At 70.0% G+C, this 23013-nt stretch carries 27 protein-coding genes and 2 pseudogenes; 14 read left to right on the forward strand and 15 right to left on the reverse strand.

Annotated elements, in window-relative coordinates; genetic code table 11:
* The first annotated feature begins 14 nt into the window (after nucleotides 1-14).
* Nucleotides 15-452, forward strand: coding sequence for a hypothetical protein (locus tag LNW73_RS03345; RefSeq protein WP_250988815.1), 438 nt, complete (start codon nucleotides 15-17; stop codon nucleotides 450-452).
* Here the strand turns inward: LNW73_RS03345 and LNW73_RS03350 are convergent.
* Both LNW73_RS03350 and LNW73_RS03355 read right to left on the reverse strand, forming a co-directional pair.
* Nucleotides 442-615: a CsbD family protein gene (locus tag LNW73_RS03350; protein ID WP_250988816.1), complete on the reverse strand. Its 174-nt coding sequence runs from the start codon at nucleotides 613-615 to the stop codon at nucleotides 442-444. The two genes, LNW73_RS03345 and LNW73_RS03350, sit on opposite strands and share 11 nt — an antisense overlap.
* Nucleotides 616-712: 97 nt before the next feature.
* Entirely contained in the window at nucleotides 713-937 is a 225-nt protein-coding gene (locus tag LNW73_RS03355; RefSeq protein WP_250988817.1) for a DUF5133 domain-containing protein, read from the reverse strand.
* 433 nt (nucleotides 938-1370) lie between these two features.
* Here LNW73_RS03355 and LNW73_RS03360 point away from each other — a divergent pair, with 433 nt between their 5' ends.
* From LNW73_RS03360 to LNW73_RS03375, 4 genes are all read left to right on the forward strand, one after another.
* Nucleotides 1371-2234, forward strand: coding sequence for an RNA polymerase sigma factor SigF (locus LNW73_RS03360; RefSeq protein WP_250988818.1), 864 nt, complete (start codon nucleotides 1371-1373; stop codon nucleotides 2232-2234).
* A gap of 642 nt (nucleotides 2235-2876) precedes the next feature.
* Complete coding sequence (locus tag LNW73_RS03365; RefSeq protein ID WP_250988819.1) at nucleotides 2877-3803, forward strand: class I SAM-dependent methyltransferase; 927 nt, start codon at nucleotides 2877-2879, stop codon at nucleotides 3801-3803.
* Entirely contained in the window at nucleotides 3800-5284 is a 1485-nt protein-coding gene (locus tag LNW73_RS03370; protein ID WP_250988820.1) for an MFS transporter, read from the forward strand. Before LNW73_RS03365 ends, LNW73_RS03370 begins: the two co-directional genes overlap by 4 nt.
* Before the next feature lie 39 nt (nucleotides 5285-5323).
* Nucleotides 5324-6151 (forward strand): SGNH/GDSL hydrolase family protein, encoded by an 828-nt coding sequence (locus tag LNW73_RS03375; protein WP_250988821.1) that lies wholly within the window; start codon nucleotides 5324-5326, stop codon nucleotides 6149-6151.
* 471 nt (nucleotides 6152-6622) lie between these two features.
* Here LNW73_RS03375 and LNW73_RS03380 read toward each other — a convergent pair whose 3' ends face one another.
* Nucleotides 6623-7522 carry an alpha/beta hydrolase gene (locus LNW73_RS03380; protein ID WP_250988822.1) on the reverse strand — a complete coding sequence of 300 codons (900 nt, stop codon included), beginning with the start codon at nucleotides 7520-7522 and terminating at the stop codon, nucleotides 6623-6625.
* Between the two features lie 80 nt (nucleotides 7523-7602).
* Between LNW73_RS03380 and LNW73_RS03385 the strand changes: the two genes are divergently transcribed.
* On the forward strand, nucleotides 7603-8055 hold the full coding sequence (locus LNW73_RS03385) for a MarR family winged helix-turn-helix transcriptional regulator (RefSeq protein WP_250988823.1): 453 nt from the start codon (nucleotides 7603-7605) through the stop codon (nucleotides 8053-8055).
* A 112-nt stretch (nucleotides 8056-8167) separates the two neighbouring features.
* On the opposite strand, the gene LNW73_RS03390 is transcribed toward LNW73_RS03385, so the two are convergent.
* The 3 genes and pseudogenes from LNW73_RS03390 to LNW73_RS03400 form a co-directional block, all read right to left on the reverse strand.
* On the reverse strand, nucleotides 8168-8305 hold the full coding sequence (locus LNW73_RS03390) for a hypothetical protein (protein ID WP_250988824.1): 138 nt from the start codon (nucleotides 8303-8305) through the stop codon (nucleotides 8168-8170).
* Between the two features lie 271 nt (nucleotides 8306-8576).
* A complete protein-coding gene (locus tag LNW73_RS03395; protein WP_250988825.1) occupies nucleotides 8577-8933 on the reverse strand; it encodes a hypothetical protein in 357 nt (118 codons plus the stop codon).
* Nucleotides 8934-9093: 160 nt separating this feature from the next.
* A pseudogene (locus tag LNW73_RS03400) lies at nucleotides 9094-9266 on the reverse strand (transposase); the annotation flags it as partial.
* 383 nt (nucleotides 9267-9649) lie between these two features.
* Here LNW73_RS03400 and LNW73_RS03405 point away from each other — a divergent pair.
* Both LNW73_RS03405 and LNW73_RS03410 read left to right on the forward strand, forming a co-directional pair.
* A complete protein-coding gene (locus LNW73_RS03405) occupies nucleotides 9650-9886 on the forward strand; it encodes a hypothetical protein (protein WP_250988827.1) in 237 nt (78 codons plus the stop codon).
* A gap of 307 nt (nucleotides 9887-10193) precedes the next feature.
* The gene (locus LNW73_RS03410; RefSeq protein WP_250988828.1) at nucleotides 10194-10481 is read left to right on the forward strand and encodes a hypothetical protein; all 288 of its coding nucleotides are present in this window, start codon (nucleotides 10194-10196) and stop codon (nucleotides 10479-10481) included.
* Nucleotides 10482-10899: 418 nt separating this feature from the next.
* Here LNW73_RS03410 and LNW73_RS03415 read toward each other — a convergent pair whose 3' ends face one another.
* From LNW73_RS03415 to LNW73_RS36605, 3 genes are all read right to left on the reverse strand, one after another.
* Entirely contained in the window at nucleotides 10900-13116 is a 2217-nt protein-coding gene (locus tag LNW73_RS03415; protein ID WP_250988829.1) for a SpoIIE family protein phosphatase, read from the reverse strand.
* A 308-nt stretch (nucleotides 13117-13424) separates the two neighbouring features.
* Nucleotides 13425-13547, reverse strand: coding sequence for a hypothetical protein (locus LNW73_RS35845; protein WP_285390522.1), 123 nt, complete (start codon nucleotides 13545-13547; stop codon nucleotides 13425-13427).
* A gap of 46 nt (nucleotides 13548-13593) precedes the next feature.
* Nucleotides 13594-14109 carry an alcohol dehydrogenase catalytic domain-containing protein gene (locus LNW73_RS36605; protein WP_374118028.1) on the reverse strand — a complete coding sequence of 172 codons (516 nt, stop codon included), beginning with the start codon at nucleotides 14107-14109 and terminating at the stop codon, nucleotides 13594-13596.
* Between the two features lie 263 nt (nucleotides 14110-14372).
* Here LNW73_RS36605 and LNW73_RS03420 point away from each other — a divergent pair, with 263 nt between their 5' ends.
* The 4 genes from LNW73_RS03420 to LNW73_RS03435 are packed head-to-tail and all read left to right on the forward strand — an operon-like array spanning nucleotide 14373 to nucleotide 17537.
* On the forward strand, nucleotides 14373-15428 hold the full coding sequence (locus tag LNW73_RS03420; protein ID WP_250988830.1) for an acyl-CoA dehydrogenase family protein: 1056 nt from the start codon (nucleotides 14373-14375) through the stop codon (nucleotides 15426-15428).
* Complete coding sequence (locus tag LNW73_RS03425) at nucleotides 15425-16189, forward strand: PIG-L deacetylase family protein (RefSeq protein WP_250988831.1); 765 nt, start codon at nucleotides 15425-15427, stop codon at nucleotides 16187-16189. Before LNW73_RS03420 ends, LNW73_RS03425 begins: the two co-directional genes overlap by 4 nt.
* Complete coding sequence (locus LNW73_RS03430; RefSeq protein ID WP_250988832.1) at nucleotides 16186-16803, forward strand: class I SAM-dependent methyltransferase; 618 nt, start codon at nucleotides 16186-16188, stop codon at nucleotides 16801-16803. The genes LNW73_RS03425 and LNW73_RS03430 overlap by 4 nt, the downstream gene beginning before the upstream one ends.
* A complete protein-coding gene (locus tag LNW73_RS03435; protein ID WP_250988833.1) occupies nucleotides 16800-17537 on the forward strand; it encodes a glycosyltransferase in 738 nt (245 codons plus the stop codon). The genes LNW73_RS03430 and LNW73_RS03435 overlap by 4 nt, the downstream gene beginning before the upstream one ends.
* Before the next feature lie 79 nt (nucleotides 17538-17616).
* On the opposite strand, the gene LNW73_RS03440 is transcribed toward LNW73_RS03435, so the two are convergent.
* Both LNW73_RS03440 and LNW73_RS03445 read right to left on the reverse strand, forming a co-directional pair.
* Nucleotides 17617-17955 carry a PRC-barrel domain-containing protein gene (locus LNW73_RS03440; RefSeq protein WP_285392285.1) on the reverse strand — a complete coding sequence of 113 codons (339 nt, stop codon included), beginning with the start codon at nucleotides 17953-17955 and terminating at the stop codon, nucleotides 17617-17619.
* Between the two features lie 382 nt (nucleotides 17956-18337).
* Nucleotides 18338-18511 carry a CsbD family protein gene (locus LNW73_RS03445; RefSeq protein WP_250978703.1) on the reverse strand — a complete coding sequence of 58 codons (174 nt, stop codon included), beginning with the start codon at nucleotides 18509-18511 and terminating at the stop codon, nucleotides 18338-18340.
* A 198-nt stretch (nucleotides 18512-18709) separates the two neighbouring features.
* Between LNW73_RS03445 and LNW73_RS03450 the strand changes: the two genes are divergently transcribed.
* Nucleotides 18710-18880 (forward strand): hydrophobic protein, encoded by a 171-nt coding sequence (locus tag LNW73_RS03450; protein WP_138355290.1) that lies wholly within the window; start codon nucleotides 18710-18712, stop codon nucleotides 18878-18880.
* A 117-nt stretch (nucleotides 18881-18997) separates the two neighbouring features.
* Here LNW73_RS03450 and LNW73_RS03455 read toward each other — a convergent pair.
* Nucleotides 18998-19153 (reverse strand): annotated as a pseudogene (locus LNW73_RS03455) (DJ-1/PfpI family protein); the annotation flags it as partial.
* Nucleotides 19154-19419: 266 nt separating this feature from the next.
* Here LNW73_RS03455 and LNW73_RS03460 point away from each other — a divergent pair.
* Complete coding sequence (locus LNW73_RS03460) at nucleotides 19420-20568, forward strand: lactonase family protein (protein ID WP_250988835.1); 1149 nt, start codon at nucleotides 19420-19422, stop codon at nucleotides 20566-20568.
* 162 nt (nucleotides 20569-20730) lie between these two features.
* Here the strand turns inward: LNW73_RS03460 and LNW73_RS03465 are convergent, their stop codons facing one another.
* The 3 genes from LNW73_RS03465 to LNW73_RS03475 all read right to left on the reverse strand — a co-directional run bounded on the left by LNW73_RS03465 (nucleotide 20731) and on the right by LNW73_RS03475 (nucleotide 22953).
* Nucleotides 20731-21165: a class I SAM-dependent methyltransferase gene (locus LNW73_RS03465; RefSeq protein WP_308407775.1), complete on the reverse strand. Its 435-nt coding sequence runs from the start codon at nucleotides 21163-21165 to the stop codon at nucleotides 20731-20733.
* On the reverse strand, nucleotides 21101-21796 hold the full coding sequence (locus LNW73_RS03470; protein ID WP_250988836.1) for a class I SAM-dependent methyltransferase: 696 nt from the start codon (nucleotides 21794-21796) through the stop codon (nucleotides 21101-21103). The genes LNW73_RS03465 and LNW73_RS03470 overlap by 65 nt, the downstream gene beginning before the upstream one ends.
* A 164-nt stretch (nucleotides 21797-21960) precedes the next feature.
* A complete protein-coding gene (locus tag LNW73_RS03475) occupies nucleotides 21961-22953 on the reverse strand; it encodes a sigma-70 family RNA polymerase sigma factor (protein ID WP_250988837.1) in 993 nt (330 codons plus the stop codon).
* Between the last annotated feature and the right edge of the window lie 60 nt (nucleotides 22954-23013).

Genomic DNA, 23013 nt, shown 5'->3' on the forward strand with positions numbered 1-23013 from the left:
CGCGCGGAGCCGCCGTGGTCCTCGACCACGTCGGCGGCTCCACCTTCGCCGCATGTCTTCCCGCCACCCGCGTCGACGGCGCCGTGGTCAACATCGGTCGCCTCGGCACGGCCGAATCCACCACCGACCTCGACGCCCTGTCCTGCCGCCACCTGCGCGTCGCGGGAATGTCCCTCGGCTTCACCGGGCCCGCCGAACTCGGTGCCGTCATCGCCGCCGACGGCGCGCACCCGTTCCCGGGCGGCTTTGGAGACCTTGATGCTCGTGTCGTCCGCCATAAGAAGACGCTACCGCCGGTAGAGGAAGTCTCCGAGGGCGCACGATCCCCGTGTCTGCCCGGGGACCGTCGTCCCTTCTGGACGTCCGCTACCAGCGGCAAGAGGACAGCGCGGGGCCGCAGCCGAATCGGCTGCGGCCCGGGGCGTGGGTGCGTGGCGGCGGTCAGTGCTTGAAGGCGTCCTTGATGTGCTCGCCGGCCTGCTTCACATCACCCTTGGCCTGATCGGCCTTGCCCTCGGCTTCGAGGCGTTCGTTGCCGACGGCCTTGCCGACAACTTCCTTGATCTTGCCCTTGGCCTTGTCCGCGGTGTTCTCAGCCTTGTCTTCGGTTCCCATGAGGCCCTCCACGATCGGTGCGAGTGGTGCACTCGCCCGCCTACCCAGGCCGCCGCAGGCAATACCTGTCCTCCGCGGAGCTGGGTGGGGGCCGCAGTCAGGCCGCGGTCGTCATCTGGTCCGCAGAGGTACCGCAGTGGCGGCGCGCGATGCGCAGCGCGTCCGTGATGTTCCGGGTGCCGGTGGAGACACACAGCGTGTAGGTCGTGTCGTCCAGCCGGCGGCGCTCTTCGGGCGTCGCGGCGCCGGCGGCTTCCCGTGTCTGCAGTTGCTCGTAGCGGTCGATCAGCTGCTGCAGCGTGGCGGGGTGAGGCATCAGCATGACGGTGTCTCCTTCAGCGCCGGGTTGTTCGCTCATCAGGTGGGTGCCTGGCTCGGGTGCGGGCGGGGGCCAACGCGTCGTTGCGTGGCTGCCGCGTGACGATCCCTGGCGGGATGGCTGTCGTGAACGCATAGCTTCCGGTTCGCGACCATCCAGCCGGCAGGGTGACCCTCCGCCCTCCGATCTGCGCACAGAACGATAACCACAGCATGCGAGATTGTCTATTGTCTCCACAGCAGTTTTTCATGCATCATGGGATCACTTAGTCGTTACGTCGTGCGACGCAGGAGTCACGGGGCCCTACCTGTGGGCCCGTCGCCGGGTCCTCGCGGACGGCGGGCGCAGGAAGACAAAGGGATAGGTGTGCGGTCCGGCGTTGGGGGTATGTGGCGCCCAGTTGCTGAACCGACCAACCAGATGATGAGGAGCAGTCATGACGATCGCCATGGGGGCGCAGGCCGCCGTTACCGCTCCGGCGTCGTCCCTCGAGCCGCTGCCGTGGATCGAGGACGCGGGCAAGGTCGCCCCCGCCGACGCCCGGGAGCTGTCGAAGCTGTTCTTCGACCGCCTGCAGTCGTTGGAGGAGGGCACCCGGGAGTACCAGTACGCCCGCAACACCCTCATCGAGCTGAACATGGCCGTGGTCGCGTTCGTCGCGCGGCGTTTCCGCAACCGCTCGGAGCCGCGTGAGGAGATCATCCAGGTCGGCATGATCGGCCTGATCAAGGCCATCGACCGGTTCGAACTCTCCCGCGAGGTCGAGTTCACGACCTTCGCCATCCCCTACATCTCCGGCGAGATCAAGCGGTTCTTCCGCGACACCAGCTGGGCCGTCCACGTCCCCCGGCGCCTGCAGGAACTGCGCCTCGAGCTCGCCAAGGCCGCCGAGACGCTGTCGGAGCGGCTGGAGCGGGACCCCACCACCGCGGAGCTCGCGGCGTTCCTGGAGATCACGCCGGAGGAGGTCACCGAGGGCCTGGTCGCGTCCAACGGCTACACCGCGGGCACCCTGGACCTGCCCCTCAGCGGCGACGACAGCGGCGACGACGACCGGGCCCTGGCCGACCGGATCGGCGACATCGACCCCGCGATGGAGGGCGTGGAGAACCTCCTCACCCTCAAACCGCTCATCGCCGCCCTGCCCGAACGCGACCGCCAGATCCTCAACATGCGCTTCGGCCAGGAAATGACCCAAGCCCAGATCGGCGCCGAACTCGGCGTCAGCCAGATGCACGTCTCCCGGCTCCTCAACCGCACCCTCACCCACCTGCGCAACCACCTCACCGCCCCTGCCTGAACGCGCAGAGCGGGCCATGCTGCTGCAGGAGCCCCACCGTGGTGAGCACCAACGGCACCCTGCCGGTGAGCCGTCGTCGCCTACGTACCGACGTTCCTCCGCTGCCTAGGGCCTGTCCGGTCGATCATGGGCGGCCCAGGCGTCGTCTGGTGCGGTGCCTCGCAAGGCGCCGGAGCGCCCGCATACCGGTTGTATTCGGGCGTTTCGGCAACGCCGCGAGGGGCCGTGCCAGGCGGCGAAGAGGTCGTTCGTGATCGGCCGGACAGGCCCTAGTGCTCACGGGTCAGCTCGGCCATGGCCCGCACCCGGTCGGCCGGCGCGCAGGCCGACTCCGGTGAACAACCGGACAATCCGATGCCGGCTACAACGTCACTCGGCTGGCCTGGATCCTGCGCGACCTCCCCGCCAACTCGTCTGCCCGGTCCGCGTCGCCACTCTTTCGAGTGGACCGATTTGCATGATCACTTTACGTCGGGCAATGATCACGCTTCGTGAAGATCGATTCCGGGGCCGGCCCCTCTTGGCACCTCGAACTCCGGTCCCCCTCCGGCAGGGTGGAGAGTCATCAGCTCATCGCGATGCCGGTGCGGGTACCGGGTCCTCCCTTCCCCGGGACATCGACCCGATGCATTCAGGAGCGGCATGACCACCACCACCCACGCGCCCGCTGCCCGGTCCGGCACGAGCGCCGCGGACATCGCATTCCACTACGACGTCAGCAACGAGTTCTACGCCCTCTGGCTCGACCGTACGATGAGTTACTCGGCTGGCCTGTGGGACGGCGTCGACGGTGACCCTGCCGACGCGGACACCCTGGCCCGCGCCCAACGCGCCAAGCTCGACCACCACCTGGACCTGGCAGGCGCGACGGACGGCAGCGGGGGATTCCAGCTGCTCGACGTCGGCTGTGGCTGGGGCGGTATGACGGCCCACGCTGTCGGATCGGGGCGGGTACAGCAGGCCACCGGGCTCACGCTCTCACCCGCTCAGCACGCCCACATGACCGAGTTGCGTATGCCGGGCGTCGTGCCCCTTCTCGAGAGCTGGGACGCACACAGCACCGAGCGGCCGTACGACGGAATCGTTTCGGTGGGGGCCTTCGAGCACTTCGCCACCGACGGGATGAGCGCGCAGCAGCGCCTCGCCGTCTACGGCGCGTATTTCGAGAAGTGCCACGGCTGGCTGAAGCCCGCGGGGCAGATGTCCCTGCAGACCATCGCGTACGACGACGAGACCGGGCCGGACGGGCCGGTAGGCCGGTTCGTGGCCGCGAACATCTTTCCCGGAATGACGCTGCCCCGGCTGGCCGAGATCACCGCGGCCTGCGACCGGTACTTCTCGGTCACCGTGTTGACCGCCTCACCTGACGACTACGCGCGGACGCTGAACAGTTGGTCGGCGCGGCTCCTGCGGGCGCGCAGTCAGGCGGAGGAGCTGGTGGGGCCGGAGGGCTTCAGGCGGTACCGGCTCTATCTGAGGGCGTCGGAGAGCACGTTCCTGCGGCGCGCTGCCACGCTGTACCGGATCGGGTTCCGGCGGCGTGACGAGCCGCTGCCGAGGCCCGCGTGACCCGGCGCGGGGCGTGGGCGGCGACGGCGGTCGTCTGCTCGGCGCTGTTCCTGATCGGCCTGGACTTCACCGTACTGAACGTGGCGATCCCCGGGCTCCAGCGGGACCTCGGCCCGTCGATGGCCGAGACCCAGTGGCTCGTCGATGGGTACGCCCTCACCCTCGGCGCCTGTGTGCTGGCCGCCGGCACGCTGAGCGACTCGTACGGCAGGAGGCGGGCCTTCCTCACCGGGCTGGCCCTCTGCGCCGTCGCCTCCGCGGGCGGGGCGCTGGCCGACAGCGCAGCGCAGGTGGTGGCGGCCCGGTGCGGGATGGGTCTGGGCGCGGCACTGTTCATGCCCGCGACGCTGGCCACCATCGCGCATGTGTTCCGGGGGGCCGCCGCCGACCGCCGCCGGGCGATGTCGCTGTGGGCCGCCGTGGCCGGGATCGGCACGCTCACCGGACCGGTGGCCGGCGGCTGGCTGGTGGAGGACGCCTCGTGGCGGGCGGCCTTCTGGCTCAACGTGCCGGTGGCCCTCGCCGTGTTCGCGGCGGCGGTGGTGTTCGTTCCCGAATCAACCGGTCCGCAGCCGCGGCCGCTCGACCGGGCGGGAGCCCTGCTGTCCTCGGGCGCGCTGCTGGCACTGGTGTGGGGCATCATCGAGGCGCCCGGGCGGGGCTGGCTCAGCCGGCCTGTACTGGCCGCGTTCGTAACGGCAGCCGTGCTGCTGGTGTTGTTCGCCTGGTGGCAGCGGCGCTGCCCGACGCCCATGCTGCCGCTCAGCGTGGCACGGAACGGCGCGGTGCGGGCGGCCGCGGTGGCTCTCGCGTTGATGTCGTTCGCGGTGTTCGGCGCGATGTTCATCCTCACGCTGTACCTCCAGCAGGTGCGGGGGCTGGGCCCGTGGCAGGCAGGGCTCCGCATCACTCCCCTGTCCGTCGGTCTGGCCATCGGTGCGGGTGCGGCGGCCCTGGTGTCCAAACGGTACGGCCCCCGCACAGCCGTCACCGCGGGCCTCGTGCTGATCGCGGCGGGGTGCGCCGTCCTGGCCGGCGACACCCAGGTGCTGGCCTTCGAGGGGTTCGCCGGGTTCGGTGCGGGACTGGTGGCACCCAGCGCCACGGAGACCCTGATGGCCTCGGTTCCGGAGGAGTCCTCCGGCCTCGGCTCAGCCCTCAACGATGCTTCCCGGCAAGTCGGTTCCACGCTGGGCGTGGCTGTCCTCGGCTCAGTCCTGGTCACCGTGTCGACGGGGCACTCCGCGCCCGTCACCGCCACCGGCGACGCGTTCGTGCGAGGCATGACGGCGGCGGCCTGGACCGCGGCGGCGGTGACCCTGGCAGGCGCAGGCCTCGCATGGTTCCGCCTGCCGGGGGCCGACGGCGCGCCGGGCCGGGCCGCCGAGGACGCCGCCTGGAAAACCTCGGCGGGATCCGCCTCGGTCCCGGACCCGCAGCCGGTCCACGGCCTGGCGCCCAAAACCGTCCACCACCCGTAACCGCACGAGCATCCATACGACCGAGGGACGTCCATAGCCATGCCCGCTGTCTCCACCCCCAGGCCCGCCCCGGGCGTCCGGCGGCGCGTCGCCGCCAACGCCGCCCGCCTCTACACCCGGCTGCTGATGAAGCATCCGCCCCAACGCCACGTCACCCCGTCGCCCGACGGACGGTACGGGCCCGACCACGGCGAGCCGCTGCCCCTGCTGCTGCTCGGCGACTCCCTGGCCCGCGGAGTGGGAGCCCGGGCCGCCGAGGAAACCCTCGGCGCCCGACTGGCCCACGCCCTGAGCGAAACCACCGGCTCCCCGGTGCTCCTGCGCGTCGTGGCCAGGCCCGGCAGCACCACCGCCGGCCTGCACCACCAGCTCGACCGCATCGGCACCGTCGAGCGCGGCATCGCCGTACTGATCATCGGCAGCAACGACACCCTGATCCCCACCCCCATCGGCCGCGCCGCCCGTCATTTCGAGCGAGCAGTCGAACGGTTGCGGGCAGCCGGCCGTCAGGTCGTCGTCATGCCCTGCCCCGACCCCGGCAACGCCCCGGGTTTCCGCGCGCCGGTCCGCTGGGCAGCGTCACACCGCGCTCGCAGGCTTGCGCGCATGCAGTGCCGCACCGCCGAGCGCCACGGCGCGCTCACCGCCGCGTCTTCGGTCGACGACTTCCGCATCCGGGCCGCCGAGCTCCTCGGCCCGGACAGGGTCCATCCCTCGCCCCTCGGCTATGCCGAGCACGCAGTACGCGTACTGCCCACCCTCCTCGAGGCGGCGGCAGCCCATCGTTCGACCGAGCAGGCGTCCGGAGCCGCGGCCTCCCCTGGTGCCCGGACGGTCCCCACCACCGCTCGCGCCACCGTCACCTGACGCCGCCCCGGGTACACCACACCGGTCCTCACCGACGGCTCGATGCTCGTGACAGGCTTCGAGCCGAACTTCAGTCAGGCGGCGGACAGTCCCAACTCCTCAGCGTCATCCGCCAGTCCCGACCAGGCGAGCCGGCCATGAGAACGCCTCCCCTGCGGCTACCCCTGGGCGCCAACGCCGACGACCGTATCCGCACCCCCGCTCGGGGCGATGAGCGCCAGGTGTGTACCACCCGTCAGCACCTCCGCACGGCAGGCCGAACGCGACCGCAAGCCGTGGACTGATTCGCAGCAGGCCGGATTTTGAGGCATCGACCGGAGGCGCGAAGGTCTGAACAGGTGCTCCAACAGATGACGCCGCCGTCGTCATTCAGCTGCCACGGTCACGAGCCGTGGGACGGGCCCTGGCCGTGCTGGGAGCGTGAGTCACTAACGTGCGAGCGACTGCTATGGCGCAGTGTTGAGGAACGGTTCAGGTGCGGGCCAGTGCGGTGGTGATGAAGTGGGCGGCGCGGTCCAGGGCCGCGTCGGCCTCGTCCAGCATGCCCTCGAAGGCCTGGAAGACGTGGGGGACGTCGGCGGTGATGTCGAGCTGGACGTCGACCCCGGCCGCGGCCGCCCGGACGGCGAACCGGGTGGAGTCGTCCAGCAGGACCTCGTTGGAGCCGGCCTGGAGCAGCAGCGGTGGCAGTCCGGTCAGGTCGGCGTGGAGGGCCGGGCTCAGCAGGGGCTGGTCGGGGTCCTGTCCGGCCAGGTAGTGGGCGAAGACGGTGGTCAGGTCCGCGCGGGTGAAGAGCGGGTCGGCGTCGTGCTTGGTGGTCATGCTCTCGCCCGAGCGAGTGGCGTCCAGGCCCGGGGAGAAGGCGACCGCGGCGGCCGGCATCGGCAGTCCGGCGTCGCGGGCGGTGAGCAGGGTGGTGATGCTGAGACCGCCGCCGGCCGACTCCCCGGCCAGGACGATCTGCTCGGCCGGAACGCCTTGGTCCAGCAGGTCGCGGTAGGCGGCGAGGCCGTCCTCGACGGCGGCGGGGAAGGGGTGCTCGGGGGCGAGCCGGTAGTCGACCGAGACGGCGCGGACGCCAGTGCGGCGCACCAGCGCTGCGGTGAGTTGCAGGGCCGTGGCGGGTGAGCCGAGGACCCAGCATCCGCCGTGGAAGTAGAGGATCGTCCCGGTGGCGGGGCTGCCCTCGGGCTCGACGGTCAGGGCGGGACGCCCGCCGAGGACGGAGGGGGTGACGGTCACCCCGGCCGGGGCCGGGCCCGAGGTCATCTGGGTTTCGAAGTCCTTGCGCAGTTGCTCCGGCGGGAGGCTGCCGTCGAACGGTGCCTGCCGCATCAGGGCGTCGACTGTCGCGCGCTGGGCCTTGCTCATGCGATCCTCCTGATGAAGTGCTGTTCTTCACTAGGAACTATATTCCTAGGAATATCCTTCTCGCGAATCTGGAGCAGAGTGTGACCGACCTCACGCAGGTGTTCATGGACCTCGTCCGCTGCGAAACCAGGCTCTACAACGCACTGGGCGAACGCCTGCGCGCCGAGCACGGTCTGACGATGGGCCAGTTCGAGTTCCTGCGCATCATCGACAGTCGGGACGCCTGCCGGGTCAACGACCTGGCCGAGGAGGCCGCCATCACCGTCGGGGCAACCAGCAAGGCGGTGGACCGCTTGGAGGCCGCCGGCTGGGTGGTCCGGCGACCCAATCCCAGCAACCGCCGTTCCTCCCTGCTGGAACTGACCCCCGACGGCGGCAAGCTGCTGGCCGCCGCCACGCCCACCTTCGAGGACGGGCTGCGCTCCTGGCTCGCCGAGCCGCTGGCGGCCGGCTCGCTGAAGCAGTTGGCATCCACCCTCGCCCTGCTGCGCAGGACGCTGGAGGACGCCTCGGCGGGAATGCCCGCCGGCTAGGAGCGTGTCCCAGCAATGGGCTACTGCCCGTGTTTCGTGATCATTCGTGCGGGAGGATGGCGGTGTGCGTGGTGGGCGGGTCGTCCGTGCCGCCGCACCGTCGCGGACGGCGTCAGGCCAGTGGCATCGGCGGTGCTGTCCGGTCCGGCGACGGTCCCGGTGACGCGGCGGCACGGACGTCGGCCTCGATGTCGGCCTCGACGTCGGCGGTGGTGCGTTCGACGAGGTTCCGGCGGCCGATGTGGGCCATCAGGGCGGCGTAGGGGTTCGGGGTCGCGATGTAAGGAGATTGGCGGCGGTGCGGGCCTTTCTCCAGAAATCGGGAAACAGCACGCATATGATCCGGCGTGACGACCGACATATCGCTCCCACCGGCCCGCGCGCACTGTTCGCACGCGAGCCGACGAACGTCGAACCTTCATGAATCGGCCGCCCGCTGCGGTCCCGACCGGACCTGTCCCCCGACGAGATCGGCCTGGCCCGACTCTCGGCCTCGCACAGCCTCGGGCCGGCCAGCGGGATCATTCGGCCGGTGACTCGACGGCCTGCGCGATTTCCGCCAACCTCACCGTGAAGTTCCATTCTGCCCGTTCATCCGAGGAAACACCTGGGGGCAGGCCGTCGAACCGATCGTAGTAATGGAAGACCACAGACAGGACCAGGAACCGTCGACCCGGCATGACCTCGCTGATCTCCCCCACCTTCATGCCGTTCTCCTGCGCCTGCGCGTAGGTGCCGACGAACGACCCCGCCGCCGTACTGGCGGTCATTCGCTCGTCGGTGAAGGTCAGGCCCGAGGCCGCCATCACCGCATCCTCCTCGGCCGCGACCCGCCGCTTGTCCTCGGCCCACTTCTGCTCCCACATCTCAGCACTCACGCCGTTCGCTCCCAGGGTTCGCGTCTTCCGGCCTCCGACCTGAATCGATGGAAACGCACCGGCATGCGAAAGGCAACGATGGAGAGGAGCGTCTTTTTCTTTGCGCAAGCGCGGTGTTGGCTACTGTTCCTGGTGGTCGGTGACGCCGTCGCCGCAGTAGCCGGCGGGTGGCCCGGCGGAAGCGGGAGTTGGGCTCTCGATCATCTTGGTGGTGCAGACGATCTTGCGGAGCTCGGGTGGGAAGCGCAGCAACATCACGAAGTGTTCCCAGCTGCGGCGCCGAACTGCCACCAGGGCCGGGCGTTTGGTACCCCAGACGTCCTCGAACTCGGATTGATCCCGGACCCGGCCCAGCTGGGCCGCTCTCACCAACTCCGCCCCGTTCGTTGGATGTTCGCGCTCTCGTGGGGGCGCTCGTCCTTGATCCCCATGAGTGATCCGTCCCGGCAGAGACCACGTCTCATGCCATCCAGGTCACACCGGGGCGTACCTGTTCCACGAGCACCACCATGACGACCGCTCCGGCTCCGTGACATCCCGTCCGTGAGAGGCCCGTGAGAGGCAAACGATGGAACAGCACGGGAGCGATGCCCTACAACGCGACCGTCCGACGTCTTGTCGGTCACCAGCCGGGTGGGCGACAGTCTGTCGTGACGCAAGGGGGAGCGATTGCATGGCGTTTGACCTTGGGCGCTCTGGAGGTTGGACGGAGGGGCGTGGTGTCACAAGCCGGTTCTCCTGATCTCGTCCTGGGCTGTGCGGAGCCGTTTCAGGACACCCGCGACATGATGCTCGACGGCGCGTGGGACAGAACAGAATCTGCGCGATGCCGGCATTGCGGCACCGTGCGCGAGGAGTTCGGCGATCTGCTCGTCGCGCCGCCTGAACGCCACCACGGAGCCTGGGCCGGCCGCTCGGTGCTGTGGTGTCAGGGCTCCCTCCACGACACGTAGATCACCCGCAGCCCGCGACCGACAAGGCCCTGCCAACACGGCTCCCGTCGGCGACGCGGACCCCTGATCTCACCCCCCGCGAGGTAGCCCAAACCTCCTGGGATCAGTGTGGAATGCGAGCCGACTCCCCGCCCCGCACCTGGCGCGATCGGGCACAAGTTGCGTGGCCCCGGGGATCGTGACCATAGTTTTTCTATGCACTCCCGGCGATAACACGCAACTGATTATGGGAGAGAGGTTCAACATGTCCGCATGCGAGACCAGTCACTGGACATTGGACTGCGGGGAAGGTCACTCGTGCTACCTCGTGGAGTACTCCGACACCGGCGAACTCGCGGGCTGGGGATGTGGCAGCGATTTGGTGAAGGGCAGGCCGCGGCTCCGCGAAAACCAGGAGACATATCTCGACCGCGCGGTGGTGCTTCAGTTCTGCGTTAGCGACATGCCGCGTGCACAGTTGGCTGAGGCACTGGACGACTTGGTAGAGGTAGAACTTGTGGTGCCGAAGGGGAAGCACGGGGAGAGGGTCTCCCATTGCGCCACGGGGACCCTGGACGAAATCATCCGCGACCTCGGTCTGTCCATGCGGGACTGAGGCGTAACTCAGGCTGGGCGCCTCGGTGGTCACGGCCAGGTCGGCTCCCTGGGCGACATACCATCCCGGATGAGCCGGGCCACGTCCTCCGGGGTACGCCGCCACCCGCAACGGCCCGATCCTCGAATACCCGGGGCCACCGCCGCCGTGGGCATCGCGCAATTCGCCGCATCGGTGCCGCAGGATCTCCGCGTCCTGGTCCCGATCGGCCATCGGCAGCAGACGCAGCATCGCGAACGCGTTCGTCACGGCCACGTGAGCCAGCCGCAGCAGCGCAATTGATCATCATGCCGGGGCGCTCCCCAACCGCGCGAGAGCATTCGTCCGAACGCCAGCGGACCCCGCTCCTGGGCTACCTTCCCCACCTGCTCTCACCAGGGCGGATGAGGTTCTCGGCAGGGGCAAGGGCCGAGGGCTGCTACGGCACCCGCGACTGAGCGCAGCACCGTCTTGCGGTCAGGATGAGGACGGCCTGATCGTCCTCGATGTCGCGGCCGCCGGTGAAGGCATGGACGGCGCGGGTGAGGGCTTCAAGGACTGCGGGAGCACGGTCCAGGGACGGTGTGAGGGCCTTGGCGAGGCGGTCTTCGCCGAATTGCTCGCCGGCGATGTCACGGGCTTCGGTGATGCCGTCGGTGTAGAGGACCAGACTTTCGCCGGGGGTGAGGCGGATACGGCGGGTGGACAGCTCTGGGCTGTTCACGACGCCCAGGAGAGAGCCGCTGCTCTCGACGGGGCGGGCGCCGGCCGCGGTGAGGTGCACAGGGAGGGTGTGGCCGGCGCGGACGAGGTCGATGTCCAGTCCGCCATCCGTGGGGGTGAACTGGCCGTAGGTGAGAGTGACGAAACCGGTGCCGTGGCTGCCGTGCCGGTTGGTCAGCGCGCGGTTGACGGCTTGGACGACGGCCTGCGGGTCGGGCAGGAAGGGGGCGACAGCGCGGGCGGTGTGGCGGACCAGGGCGGTGGTGGTGGCGGCCAGGGCGCCACGGCCGCAGACGTCGCCGAGCATGAAGGCCCAGCGGCCGTCGTCGAGGGGGAAGACGTCGTAGAAGTCTCCGCCGATCTCCAGCCCTTCGCCGGCGGGATGGTAGTAGGTGGCCAGTTCCGCGCCGGGTAGCCCTGGCAGGTCCGGCAGGAGAAGGCCCGCCTGCAGGTCGCGGGCGAGGGCGACGCGCTGGGTGTATTGGCGGGCGTTGTGAGCGGCGGTGGCGGCGCGGCGGGCGAGTTCTTCGGCCAGGGCCACGGCATGCCCGTCGAAGACGTGGCTTCCGGTGTTCAGCAGAGTCAGGGCGCCGAGGGTCTGTCCGCGGTCGGTCAGGGGCACGCACACGTAGCCGGTGACGTCCAGTTCCTCCCACGGGCCGGGGCCGGTGGGGGTGCGGCGAGCGACCTCGGTCAACGCGGAGGTCAGGACACGGGCGACGGCGTCGTCGTCGTGGTAGACCGGGATATGCGAGGCGAGCAGTTGTCGCTCGTCCTCGGTGGGGGCGGCGGTAGCGATACGGCGCACCCGCCCGCCGTCGACGATGTCGACGGCACACAGCGGAGCCAGGTTCGGCGCGCACAGGGCCGCCAGGCGCTGAAACGTCTGCGCGTGATCCAAGTCGGCGCTCAGCTCCGCGCTGGCGTGAAGCAGGAACGCCAGGTCGTCCCGGGCCGCCTTCTCCCGGGCTTCGGCGGCCAGACGGGCCTGCTCGGCGTGGTGGCGCTCGATGGCCAGTGCCGCGGTACCGGCAAAGACACCGGCGAGCGCGAGATCCGCTTCATCGGGGGCGCGGGGGGTGCGGTGGTACATCGCGAAGGTGCCCAGCAGCTGTCCGTCACGAGCAAGGATGGGGGTGGACCAGCAGGCGGCGAGCTGAGCGCGATCGGCCAGGTCGCGGAAGTCGTCCCAGAACGGATCGGTGGCGATGTCGGAGACGATGACACTCTGCCGGCGGTGAGCGGCCGTACCGCAGGAGCCGACACCGTCGCCGGTGGCGATGCCGTCGATGGCCCGGTTGTAGAAGTCCGGCAGGCTCGGAGCGGTACCGTGCCGCAGGTGTCGGCCATCGGCATCAGCGAGCAGCACGGAGACCAGCACCCCTGGAGACAGGTCCTCGAGAACCTTCGCCATGCCCTCCAGAACATCTCCCAGCGGGGCCTGGCGGGCAATCTGCTCCAGCAGGGCACGATGCTCGGCTGTCAGGCGCTGGGCGTGCTTGACCTGGGTGGTCTCCACCCCGATCATCCGCACCCCCATGACGTTGCCACCCGTGTCACGGCGCGGCTCATAGGTGAAGTCGAAGAACGCCTCCCGCACCGGCCGGTCACCCCCCAACAGCACCCGCGCGTCCCGGCCGATGTGGGGTCGGCCGGTGCGGTAGACACGGTCGAGCAACGTGATGAAGCCCTGCTCAGCCAGTTCAGGCATCAACTCCCCGATGGGCAGCCCGGTACGGGAGCGCGCGGACCGGCCGACGGCGGTGAAGAACGCCGGGTTCGCCGCCTCCAGCAGGTGCGCGGGTCCGGCCGTCGAGGCGAACAAGGCTGTCGACTCACCGAAAAGCGCCCGCAGGTCCTCCTCTGCGGTGGGCCGTGTGGCGTCGATCTGCGACGAGATGCCCGGCCGTTGCGGGGTAGTGGCCTCGTGCACCTGCACCACACTCTCAAAGTCCAGTTCCCCCGTGAAGGTGGAACACCGCTGCCCGTGCGACCGTCATGACGTCCACCGAGAGCACCTGCCGTCTACCTCCTGCCCACTCACAGGGAACGCAAGGGACTGATCGTGAAAGTCTTCTTCATACGAGACGGCCAGACCCCCTGCGGAGGCGTCGCGTAGTTGCCCCGCGGCCGCCGCCCCGTCGTCAGCGACATCGGTGATGGTGCGCGCGAGCGCGTTCTCGTGCGGTGCGTCCCGGAGGAACAGGGCGTGGGCCAGGCAGGCGGATCGCGTGAGGGTGCCTAGGTGGCGGTGGCCGCGGTGGGGTCTTCCACGTTGTCCTGGCACAGGTCGGTGAGGGCGAGGACGATGCGTCCTGGGGTGCTCTGCTGGACCGTGATCGTCAGCGGCCCGGTGGTGTTCATACGCGGTCCTCGTTCGTGCGGCTGTGCGTAGGTCTGCTGGTGGTCGTCACCGCGGATCGGCTGGCATCGATGATGGCCAGCGTGCGCGCGGTGGTGCCGGAGCAGCCGAGCACCGCGGCTTCGGCGAAGGAGACGGACGGGGCGATCGGGACGGGCAGCGAGCCTCGGCCGGGAAGTACGGAGCCGGTCCGCTGTCACTGTCGAAGCCGTGCTCGGCCGCGTGAGCGGGGCACAGGGTGTCCATCCCGGCCTGGCACGCAGGGCATTGGCCGCAGCCGCCGTAGTAGAGGGCCAGCACCCGGTCCCCGGTCGGACCCGCGTTCCGGGGCCCTTCGAAGACCTCGCCGGCGATCTCATGGCCGAGGACGCTCCGCAGCGGCGACGTGCCGGCTGAGGCATGGGCCCAGACGGCGTCGGACTGGGACGGCGAAGGCTCCCGTACGTTACTACCACACACGCAACATATTTTCGTGTGAGCTCGCAACAGATATTCTATGTCGCATGTGGCAGGGAGGGCGTCAGGCGGTGCTGCGAGGGCCGCCGCGACACGAAGGAGACACACCGCTTACACATCAGCGTCGCGGGTAGTCGGCGAATGACCACTCACCACCCCGGAATGCAACCGTCCGGCGGCCGGGTCAGAGTGGGATGGTGCCCCGGATCCTGCCGGACAGCGATCCGGGCCCAGAAAGCGTTGTGCCGCCCCGGCTGCCGCCGGAGCGTGCCGCCTGTCCGCCGCGCCACACGCAATTCGCCATGCGCCCTACGACCACTCGCCAGCTACCGGCCGTCGGTGGCGTACGGCCCCGACGTCGAGGAGTACTGATGCCGGAAACGACCTACCCAGCGGCTGCGGCGCCAGCCGCCGGCCCGCCGTCGCACGGTGCGGCCCCGTCCGGGTTCACGCCCCAAGCGGCGCGGCAGGAGGCGGCACGGGGCTTCTCCCGGCTGGTCGAATCACTCGCGGCGGGAGATCTTGAGTTTCCGTTGCCCGGCTCGGGACGTACCGGTGAGCGCTTCGCCGCCCTGCGCTCCGTCGCCGAGCAGGACCTGTGCCTGGCACGACTGGCCGAAGGGCACGCGGACGCGCTGGCCATCCTCGCCGAGCTGGCCGGCCCGGTGGTCGGTCCGGGGGAACGGTGGGGGGTCTGGGCCGCGGAGCCGCCGGGCGGGGGCGTGACGGCTGCCCGGGTCGGCGAGGGCTGGGAGCTCAACGGCCTCAAGCAGTACTGCTCCGGGGCGCACAGCTGCACGCACGCCCTGGTAACCGCCACGGCCGGGGACGGCCGCCGGCTCTTCGCGGTGGAAGTACGGGCTCCCGGCTGCAGTCCGGTCGAGGACTCGTGGCCGGCCATCGGCATGGCCGGCAGCGACACCCCTGACGTGAGCTTCCACGCGGTCCCCGCGGTGGCGGTCGGCAAGGCCGATGAGTATCTGACGCGGCCGGGCTTCCAGCACGGCGGCATCGGCGTGGCCGCCTGCTGGTACGGCGGTGCCCGCGCGGTGGCCGCGACACTGCGCCAAGCAGCGGCCCGGCGCGGGCCGGATCCACACACCGACGCGCACCTCGGACACATCGACATGCAGCTGCACGCCGCCCGGACGGTGCTGGACTCGGCCGCGGCCGAGATCGACCAGGATCCGCTGGATCTCGCGGGCGGAGCCAGGGTGCGCAGTCTGCGGGTACGGGCCTTGGTCGAGGCGGTCTGCACCGAGGTACTGACCCGGGTGGGCCGGGCCACCGGAGCCGGGCCGCTCTGCCACGACGTACGCCATGCCCGGAACGTCTCCGACCTCACCGTGTACATCCGCCAGCACCATGCCGAGCGAAACCTGGCCGAACTCGGTGCGCTCATCGCACGTCCGGAGACGTCCTCGTGACGGCACCTGGCGGCCAGGCCGCCGTGCACGCGATCGACGCGCCGGGGACCGATGAAGCTCTCTGGCGGACCTGGCCGGTTCTGCGCTCCTTGCCGACCCTGGACCTGCCGGCGCGGGGCCGTGTCGTGATCGTGGCCGCTCATCCGGACGACGAGGTGCTGGGCTTTGGCGGATCGATCAGTCTGTTGGCCTCCGCCGGGGTGGAGTTGACGGTGGTGTCCGTCACCGATGGGGAGCGGTCGCATCCGGACAGCCGCGTCGTCAGCGGGGCCGCGCTGGCCGCGATCCGTGCCGTCGAGACCCGGGAAGCGCTGGATGAGCTGGGAGCGGACCGAGCCCGAGTGATCCGGCTCGGGATACCCGACACTGACGTGGCCGGCCATGAGGTCCTACTGGCCGCCGAACTGACTGACATTTTGAGTGGTGCGGCACTGTGCGTGGCGCCCTGGACCGGCGACCTGCACGCCGATCATGAGGCGGCCGGGCGGGCAGCTCTCCGGGCGGCCGGTGCGGCGGGTGTGCCCTGTCTGCTGTATCCCGTATGGATGTGGCACTGGGCCCGGCCGGACGATCCGCGCGTGCCGTGGGACAGCGCCGCCCGCATCGGCCTGCCGCCGGCGACCGTGGCCCGCAAGGCGGCCGCGGTGGAGCGGTTCGCCAGCCAGATCCGCCCTCTGGGACCCGGTCCGGGGGACGCGGCCATTCTGCCGCCCGACGAGACGGCCCACCATCTGCGCGACTTGGAGGTTGTTTTCCGTTGAGTACCGCGGCGTCCTACTTCGATGACATGTACCGCGGCTCGCAGGACCCGTGGAGTCTGGCGAGCCGCTGGTACGAGCAGCGCAAGTATGCCCTCACCGTGGCCGCGCTCCCTCAGCCCCGGTACCGGTCGGCCTTCGAACCCGCCTGTTCCGTCGGAGAGTTGACGGCCCGGTTGGCGGAGCGGTGCGACGAGCTCCTGGCCTGTGACCGGGTGGAGAGCGCGGTCGCGTCCGCTGTGCGGCGGACGGCGCACCTGCCTCAGGTGTCCGTCCGGCACCTGACCCTTCCCGACCAGTGGCCCGACGGAACCTTCGACCTCATCGTGCTGTCGGAACTCCTCTACTACTTCGACGCCGATGACCTGACCCGGCTGCTGGACCGGACCGTCAGGACTCTGGAGCCGGGCGGAACGCTCGTCACCGTCCACTGGAACCACCCGGTGGCGGAGCACTTGCGGACCGGCGATGACCTGGCCCTGATCCTTGCCGGTATCCCGGAGTTGGCACTCGTGACCGATCACCGGGAGGACGACTTCATCCTGCAGGTCTTCGGCCGGGTGCACACCGACGGCCGCCGTCCTGCGTCGCCCGCCGCGCGCGAGGGCCTGGTGTGAACGTCACCGCGATCGCCGTCGTCATTCCGGCGCACAACGAACAGGTGCTGCTCCCCCGCGCCCTCAACGCGCTGGAGGTGGCCCGCCGCCACCCCGCCCTCGCCGGAGTGCGGCTCGTGACCGTAGTGGCGGCCGACAGCTGCCGCGACAGTACAGCGGCGCTGGCCCGCCGGGCGGGAGCGGAGGTCGTGGAGCTGACTGGCCGGAACCCCGGTGCGGCACGTGCGGCAGGGGTCGCGCACGCGCTGACCCTGCTCGGCGCTCCGCTCGCGGAGACCTGGATCGCGACGACCGACGCCGACAGCGCCGTTCCACCCGACTGGCTCGCCCGGCAGGCCGCGCATGCGGGCGAGGGCTGGGAGGCAGTGGTCGGCACCGTTCGGGTGGAGAGCTGGCCGCCGCACACCGCAGCCGTCGCCGGCCGGTTCGGGGAGCTGTACGAGGCCTCCCGGCCCACAGACGGACTGCCCTGGGAACATCCACACGTCCACGGCGCCAACCTGGGCGTCGCCGCCGGCGCATACCGGCAGGTCGGGGGATTCCCGCCCCTGACCGTGGGCGAGGACCGAGGTCTCGTCGCCGCTCTCGAAGACGGCGCGCACCGGGTACTGCGTACCGCAGACTGCAGCGTGGTGACATCGGCCCGCCTGCGCGCCCGGGCCAGGGGCGGCTTCGGCGACCACCTGATCGGCCTTTCGATGTCGGAGGCGACCGAGGCCGAATCGGCCGGCTGACGCCTCCCACGAGCGCGCCCCGCCTCCCAAGGTCTGAAATCTTGGGAGGCGGGGCGCGCTCGTGCGCTGCTACCTACGCTCAGGCCCGGTGGGCACCGTAGTAGCCCTCAACCTGCTGGTGATAGCCCGCGTCGCCGGCGTGCTTGTCCTTGTCGAACTCCGGAGAGTTCTTGATCTCGTCCTTGTCGCGGGCAACGTAGATCTTCCGCTCGGCGATGTCGATGGACTGAATCGTCCCCGCCGGGAGAAGAACGTGCTTGCCGAAGATCCACACACCGGTGTCGACCACGATGTACGCGGAGCCGACTTCATCGGAATGCTTGTCGACCTTGCCGATGCTGCCGTTGGTCGCCTCGACCTTGAACCCGGTCAGATCCGTACCGGCCTGATAGCCGGACGCTGCCGGGTATCCCCACATGTTGCCAGTCACAAGAAACCCTTCCGTCGTCGTGCGGTGTTACGAGAGATCCCTTCCGGCAATTCAGCGGGAATCCCTCAAAAGGTGCCTGCCCTGCACCCTCCGGCAGACACTCGCTTGCTCCATACATGGACAATATGGCGTGAATCGCTCCCATTGGACGGCAGTGACACCCGAAGTCACGCGGTCCGTCAACGGAGTCCTTGGAGGCGGGAGGGCCCGTGCCGTGGCGCCCGGACTCTCCAGGCCTTGGAGAACGTACTGGCCGGAACAGAAGGTGCTACCAGACGCTGAAGCTCTTCCGGCCGCGCGAGGGCCGCAGCCATGGATGGCTGCGGCCCGGGAGCGCAGAACAACCAGTTAGTGCTTGAAGGCGCCCCAGTCAGTGCTTGAAGGCGTCCTTGATGTGCTCGCCGGCCTGCTTCACATCGCCCTTGGCCTGGTCGGCCTTGCCTTCGGCTTCGAGGCGCTCGTTGCCGACGGTCTTACCGGCAGCTTCCTTGACCTTGCCCTTGGCCTTGTCCGCAGTGTTCTCGGCCTTGTCTTCGGTGCCCATGAGGTTTCCTCCAAGATCGGTGCGGATGGTGCATCTGGCCGCCTACCCAGGCAGGCCACGTCAATACCAGGCGATACCGGACTCATCAGGAGTCACCCGGTGGTCCGCCCGGCGACGAAGGGTGCCGCGCAATCGGCGGAAAATTGTATGACTGAGCAGTCAGTCCCGGGGTATCCGCTGGTCAGGAGGTTGATAACCATGGGTCCGTTGCTTCTGGTTCTACTGCTCGCTCTGATTCTGTTCGGCGCTGGTTTCGCACTGAAGATCCTGTGGTGGGTCGCCGTCGTCGTACTGGTGGTCTGGCTGCTGGGCTTCGTCATGCGCGGCACGGGTGCCTCCGGCAGCCGCGGTCGCTGGTACCGCTGGTAGGCGGCTGCGTCGCACGTCATCGTCAGGCCCCGGCCCCGCCGGGGCCTGACGCATGTCCACCCGGCGGAGCCATCCGAATCAGCGGCAGGTTGCTCCCGGAGCCGTTCCCGCGGTCGACCCCGATCGGATGAAGAGCGGATCGGGGTCGACCGCGACCCGCGGGTGCTCGGCGGCCAGTCGGGCGGCGGTGAGCCAGTGCGTCGTGGCGGGCCTGCCGTCGAGCAGCCCCGCCGCGGCCAGCAGGTGCGCACCCGCGCAGATCGACCCGACCCGGCCGGTACGCGTCGGGCGGCCCGTCGGCGGCCGTTACGGGTATACGCGAAGAGCCTCCGGGATTTCCGACATACCGTCATATAAGGTCACTTCCAAGAGCATCGACGCAGGCGTCTCCCCTCCACGGAGAGCCCGCACCACCGTCGGTGCTCTCTCCACGCAACGACCCGGGGCCCCTCACGACACCAGGCTTCCGGACGCGACCGCAACGGTCCCGTCCCCGCACGTCGGCCCAGGTGCCCCCGTTCCCCGAGAGGCAACCACCCGTGCAGAGAATCACCCGTCTCGGCGCCGCAGTCGCCACCGCGCTCGCCGCCACCGCCCTGTTCGCACCGTCCGTCCCCTCCGCTGCCGCAGCCGCCGGCGACCGGCCCGAGCACCACGCGGACCACGCCGTCTTCGTCCAGACCGACAACCCGGCGGGCAACCAGATCGTCGCCTACCACCGCGGCGACGACGGCCGGCTGACCCAGGCGGCCGTCTACGACACCGAGGGTCTCGGCGGCATCCTGGACGGCTCGGTCGTCGACCACCTGGCCTCACAGGGATCGCTGACGTACGACCGGAAGCACGGCCTGCTCTACGCCGTCAACGCCGGCAGCAACACCGTCTCCGTCTTCTCCGTCCACGGCGAGCACATCCGCCTCTGCCAGGTCATCGCCTCCGGCGGCCGGTTCCCGGTCAGCGTCGCGGTCCACGAGAACGTCGTCTACGTGCTCAACGCGCTCGACGGCGGCTCCGTCCAGGGCTACACCGTCGTCGACGGACAACTGTCCAAGCAGCCGCGCTGGAACCGCCACCTCGGGCTGGACCCCAACGCCACCCCGCAGTTCACCCACACCCCCGCCCAGGTCGGCTTCACCGGCGCCGGCAACCAACTGGTCGTCACGACCAAGGCCAACGGCAACAGCATCGACGTCTTCAACCTCGACCGCACCGGCGCACCGGCGGCCAAGCCGGTGGTCACCACCGACCCCGGCGCCGTACCCTTCGGGTTCGTCCAGAACGGCCGGCACGGCCTGTTCGTCACGGAAGCCGGGCCCAACGCCGTGGCGACGTTCACCATCAACGCCAACGGCACCGCGACGAAGACCGCGTCGTCGGCCACCGGCCAGTCGGCCACCTGCTGGATCGCCGCCGCCGGCCGCTTCCTCTACGCCTCCAACGCGGGCAGCTCCAACCTCAGCGGCTACCACGTCGGCAAGAACAGCCGGCTGACCTCACTGGGGACGACCGCGACCAACCCGGGCACCGTCGACGCCGCCGCCACCGAGGACGGCCGCTTCCTCTACGTCCAGACCGGTGCCAACGGCATCCTCGACGCATTCCGGGTCACCACCGACGGCTCACTGACCGCGCTGGGCTCCGAGACCGTTCCCGGAGCGGCCGGCGGCGAGGGCATCGTCGCACTCTGACCCTGCCGTACCCAGTGGGAAGCCGCGACCACCCCGTGCTGCGGGGAGTCGCGGCTCTCCCACACCCGGCCCGGGGCGCACGATGGATCACGGCGACGACATCGGCTTCCGTCACCCGGCCGGTCAGCGCAACGCCGATTCGCGTCGCGTGTGCCCTGGCCGTCAGCGGCGTGCCAGGTAGTAGATGTTGAGGATGTCGCCCTCGACCCGCTGCGTGTCGACCTGGTTGAACCCGGCTTCGGTGAGCATCCGCCGCGCGGTCTCCTCGCCCCACACGGTTCCCAGGCCCTCGCCGCCTTCGCTGAGCGAGACGCTCATGCAGTAGAACGTCGAGAAGGTGTAGAGCGCCGGGCCCAGCGGGTGGTCGGTGTTCTCCTCCAGTCGGCTGGACGCGGCGATGTCGCCCATCAGGAACACCCCGTCGTCGTTCAGTGCGCCGGCGATCGCGGCGAGCGTCCGGGTGGGCCGGGCGAGGTCGTGGATGACGTCGAATGCCGTGATCAGGTCGTAGGAGCCGGTCAGCGCGGCGCAGTCACCGACCTGGAACTCCGCATTGGCCAGGCCCAGCTCGGCGGCCTCGGCGCGTGCGGCGGTGATGCCGTCGTCTGGACATGTCCAGCCCGTGGAAGCGGCTCGCGGGGAACGCGGTGGCCAGCACGTTGACCGCGTGGCCCTGGCCGCAGCCGATGTCCAGCGCGTCGATGCCCGCGCGCAGGCGCTCGGGCAGGCCCGGCACGAGCGGGATGATCCCGTTCACCAACGCCAGGTCGTAGACCTCCCCGGACTCCTCGGCCTGGAGAGCCTGGAACCGGGGGTAGGCCGAGTAAGGGACGCCGCCCCCGGTGCGGAAGGCCTCCAGCACCTGCTGCTCGACCTCGCCCATCATGCCGAAGTCCTGCGCGATGCGGGCCAGATTGTCGGGCCCGGCCGCCCGCGTGAGGGAAGCGGCGTGCTCCGGCGGCAGGACGTAGGTGCCGTGCTCCGGCACGTAGTCGACCACGCGGCCGACCACCATCGCGCCCAGCCACTCCCGCACATAGCGCTCGTTCAGCCCGGCCGCCCGAGCGATCTCCTCACTCGTGGCCGCCGGCATCCCGGCCATGGTGTCGAACAGACCACTCTCGTGCCCCAGGCCCGCCATCAACCCCAGACAGGCGTCATTCACCACCTGGATCATGCGGCCCGCGAACGCCTCCTGCTTCACCGCGTCCAGCTCTGCCACAGACATCCTTCCTCCTCGCCATCGGGCCGGAGCGGGAGGCGGGGCGCATCGCCAACCGCGCTCGCGGCAGGCGCCTGGCTGGTCGTGGCCTACCACAACAGTCCGGCCGTCGTGCCGAACTGACGCATGACCCCCGCGGGTTCGCGCTGAGCACACCGCGCCCCGTCCAGTCAGGACGGGGTGCGGTCCCCCGCCGGAGACTCCGGGTCGGCCAGCTCCTCCGCCAGCCCGAAGGCAGCGAACACCTCGGCGTCCTGGAACACCGTGTTGCGGCTGATCCCGGCCGACGTGACGGTGAACACCTGCAGGGTGTGCAGGTGGTAGCCACCGCCCTCGACCCGCCAGTACGCCGCCAGCGCGGGCTGGCCGTTGGCTGCGGTCCGCACCATCCGCCAGTCCCTGCACATCGAGAAGACCCAGTCCATGAACGTGCCGTAGTGCTCACGACCGATGAACCAGTTGACCATCGGCGGCATCTCCAGCAGCACGTCGTGCGTCAGCAGTTGCTTGATCGCTGCCACGTCGGCACGCTCGAACGCCTCGACGAACCGGTCGATCCGCGCGCGCACCTCCTGCTCCGGCGGTTCGGCGACCCCGTCCTCAGGGACACCGGCCGCGCGCAGTTGCCCCCGGGCGCGCTGCAGAGCGCTGTTGACCGCCGCCGTCGACATACCCAGGATCTCGGCCGACTCCGCCGCGGAGAAGTCCAGGACATCGCGCAGGATCAGCGCGGCCCGCTGCCGCGCCGAAAGGTGCTGGACCGCCGCGACGAACGCCAGCCGCAGCGAACCGCGGTCCACCGCGGCCTTCACCGGGTCCGCCCCGAACAGCGCGTCCGGAAGGGGCTGCAGCCACGTCACCTCACCACGCACCAACGGCGCGGACGGATCCTCACTGCGGGCCACCAGCCCCGACGGCAGGGGACGCCGGCCCCGACCCTCGAGCGCGGTCAGGCACACATTCGTCGCGATCCGGTACAACCACGTGCGGACCGACGCCCGATCCCGGTCGTACCGGTCCCTCGCCCGCCACGCCCGCAGGTACGTCTCCTGGACCAGATCCTCGGCATCATGGACCGATCCCAGCATCCGATAGCAGTGCGCCAGCAGCTCCGACCGGTACACGTTGATCCGCTGGTCGAAGTCCTCTGCGACGGGCGCCATCGTCCCCTGCCTCTCCGGTGCCACAACTGCAGCTGCAGCGACCCTATCGCCATGACCACA

The organism is Streptomyces sp. RKAG337 (assembly GCF_023701715.1).
Lineage (GTDB): Bacteria > Actinomycetota > Actinomycetes > Streptomycetales > Streptomycetaceae > Actinacidiphila.